At 43.9% G+C, this 3,287-nt stretch carries 2 protein-coding genes and 1 pseudogene; 1 reads left to right on the forward strand and 2 read right to left on the reverse strand.

Features of this window, described 5'->3' with window-relative positions; translation table 11 throughout:
* Positions 1-583 precede the first annotated feature (583 nt).
* Positions 584-1,936 carry a Gfo/Idh/MocA family protein gene (locus BMW71_RS23430; RefSeq protein WP_092178971.1) on the reverse strand — a complete coding sequence of 451 codons (1,353 nt, stop codon included), beginning with the start codon at positions 1,934-1,936 and terminating at the stop codon, positions 584-586.
* Between the two features lie 559 nt (positions 1,937-2,495).
* Between BMW71_RS23430 and BMW71_RS23435 the strand changes: the two genes are divergently transcribed.
* Complete coding sequence (locus BMW71_RS23435) at positions 2,496-2,690, forward strand: transposase (RefSeq protein ID WP_244891297.1); 195 nt, start codon at positions 2,496-2,498, stop codon at positions 2,688-2,690.
* A 382-nt stretch (positions 2,691-3,072) separates the two neighbouring features.
* On the opposite strand, the pseudogene BMW71_RS23830 reads toward BMW71_RS23435, so the two are convergent.
* Positions 3,073-3,287: pseudogene (locus tag BMW71_RS23830) on the reverse strand (hypothetical protein); the annotation flags it as partial.

Here is a 3,287-nt window from a genome sequence, read left to right on the forward strand (position 1 = left end):
GTGCTGCTCCAACCCTGGTCATCGGTGAGGATAAAGATGAAATTCGGGGGATTTACCTGTTTTGAAGTGGAAAAGCTGCTACTAGCTGCCGTGCACAGCAGCAATAACAGTGAAAAAACAAAACTAGCGCTTTTCATGATCAGTAGATATGCTTAAAGCTAAACGTTGGAATAGGTGTAATTTACCATTCCAAGCGGTTCTTTTTACAGGCACCCATTATCCTTTTCCAGAAAGTGGCAGAAAAGGAATGTGATCCGTGACGGTTCGAACCATGAATTACAGACCTATAGGAAATTACGGCGGAACACCTTCAGCGTTCAGCTCATCCCCAATGTTAAATTTTCAACGGATTTATAACCTTTCAGGAATGAAATTTACTGTTTACAGCCCATAGGTTGATTTCTTTTCATCAAAACCCAGTTCTTCACCTTATTCTACAGCGGATGGATCTGGCTTTGTATCCCCTACCCTAATTTTCCATTCCAGAAACTACTCCCTGAATTGTTATTTTTCCGATTCGTATATTTTTTTGTGTATTAGGTTTTTCTTTTCAAGAGTATCCTCTGAAAGATTATACCGTATTCTACCAAAGGTCTTCTCCGTATGACCATCCTTCGCGAACAGGTTCTTTAATATATGCATCTAGCTCTGGACGTCCAATGGCCTTCATGTTTTTTGCGTCGTAATTAATGGTTCCGCCAAAACGTTGAGCGAGTACACCAACCAATCCCATTTCGGTTAAGTCTGCACCATAATCGAAGTTTGAGCCGGGCAAGGTGTCGTTTTTAATAGCCGCCACCCACTCTTGTACGGGTTTTTCTTCTTCCACTCTTGGAATGGTTTCTGCTGGTTTATTCTTTTGGAAATCGATCCATTCTTCTTCAGGGACAAGTAATCGGGGATTGTTTGGACGACCACCATGGTATAGCGTCTTCTTCGAACCAATCATGATCATCCCATTATCCGGCATTTCTTTAAGCCCGTACTCCTCCTTCAATTCGGGTTTGCCCATGCCTTCGATCCATTTCATCGTAACAGGTGGTTTATTACCGCGAGCTCCGAATTGCCAGGTTATCGTTGATTCCTGTGCAATCATGCTATGATCAGGAACTTCAGGATTTGGTACCACGGCGTCTACGGTATGTGGCATGCCCAGATCCAATGCCCAAAAAGGAGCGTCTAAGGTATGACAACACCAGTCGGCCATTGCTCCGCTACCAAAATCGTAAAAGGTTCTCCATGATTTGGGTGCATATTCTTTGTTAAAAGGACGATCCGCTGCGGGACCTTTCCATAAATCCCAATCCAATCCCTTGGGTACTTCATGTTCCGGAAAAGGAAACCCCTCCGGCTTCGAAAAATATCCATCCGGACTAAATGTTGTTGGACCTCCCCATCTAATTACTTCTTTTACATCCCCAAGAACACCTGCATCATACCATTCTTTAACTAATCTGATTCCGTGGGTTGTATGCCCTTGATTTGCCATTTGCGAAACAATGCCATAATGTTTTGCTGCTTTTTTCATGGTACGGCATTGCCAAATATTGTGCACCAGTGGTTTTTCGACCAATACATGTTTCCCAAGTTGCATGGCAGCCATTGCCGCTGGGAAATGGGTGTGGTCGGGCGTAGCTATCATTACGGCATCAATGTCGTTGGCCATTTCGTCAAACATCCGCCTGAAATCTTTGTATTTTTTAGCTTTAGGCACCGTTTTATAGGCATTTTCAGTCATTCTGTCGTCAACATCGCACATGGCCACTATATCCTCTACGGCAACCTGGCTCCAACTCGCACGACCTCGGGCTCCTACACCGATCATTGCAAAACGCAATTTTGTACTTGGTGGCCGTGTAATAAAACTAGGAATAAATAATGCTCCTAAACTGGCTGTTGAAGCTGACTTTAGAAACGTTCTTCTTGTTGATTTCATTAGATTCTTTGATTTGGGTATAACTTGACTACCTAATTTAAAAATCCAAATTAGCATTTTTTGAGCGAATTTTAGCACCGCCATTATAGCAAAAGCTAATTAATCGTAGCCTATTTGGTTTAACTTCGGTCAAAACACTTTATTTTTTTGACTTTTGGGCGATACTGACCGTGATTTGTATATGTTGAGCTAACAGAAGAAACCTCGACCATATACTCCTTGGTTGGTCCTCATATTTTATCCTCTTTCCTGTTTTTGATGCCACTTCGATCAGCATATCAATTGGTTCCGATCGGTTTTGTAAAAATGATCTTCATATAATTTTATTTATTTGATGACCACATGTGGTTATTTTGGCCGGAATCGAGAAAATCCAGTCAATAATTGACTGGTGTTCCTGCCGTATAACTTTTTCTGTAAGGCCGGAAAGGATATAGTTTTGACTTTTTAAATGGATTCCTGCAGTTCCAATCCTCTGGGGAAATAAATACTGCAGATAGACCTGCCGAGGTCTTGGATAAAAATCTATATTTAGTACTCAGTAACCAAGTTCCCTGGGATGATCTGGCGTACATGTACAACAAAAGCAACCCTGAATCCAAGAGTCTTGATCGGAGCGGTGATCATCAAACATACACTCAATTTGGATGACCGGGAAACCATCGCCCATATTACCGAAAACATGTACCTTAAATACTTTCTCGGGTACAGTTCAAAAACACCAGCCAATCATGGATCGCTTCCATCATCCTAGTGCTCAAGCTGGTCAAATTGGCCGGGATGGCACTCCCGCGCCTGAGTTTTTCAGCGTGGAGGGGGCTGTAATACACCATCAAGAACATACTAATCCAGATTCTGGAAAACCTGAAAACACAAAACCAGCCTAGAGAGCTCTCTGGGCTGGTTGTAAAAACTGGTGCTTTTTGAGTTTTTCAGCAGTCCCTACATAGAAAGCGGACAAGTTGGGTGAAAAATGCCTTTACGGATGTGATCAAGACGCTCAGACCGCCCACCCTCGGTATTGGTTGCTGCCAGCGCATGCATCGAACCGGGCATCTGCTGCCTCCATGGGCATCGCTAAGCAAGCACAGCGAAATCCGGCAATAAACCGGGCATGACTTCCCCGTAGAAACGCTTCAGTAGGCGCTTAATTTTTTGAGCAATTCCGGGTTTACTTCCTGCAGGTAGGCCTGAAGCTTCCTGTCCAGTTCCTCCGCCTTTCCGGGCTGGGAGGCGGACAAATCCTGCGTTTCGCTCAGATCATCGGACAGGTGATACAATTCCAGTTTGCCCGTTTTCCAAAACCGAATCAGCTTCTCGTCTCCCCGAATCAAGGCGGAGTGGGGGTAGC

The organism is Cyclobacterium xiamenense (genome assembly GCF_900109255.1).
Lineage (GTDB): Bacteria > Bacteroidota > Bacteroidia > Cytophagales > Cyclobacteriaceae > Cyclobacterium > Cyclobacterium xiamenense.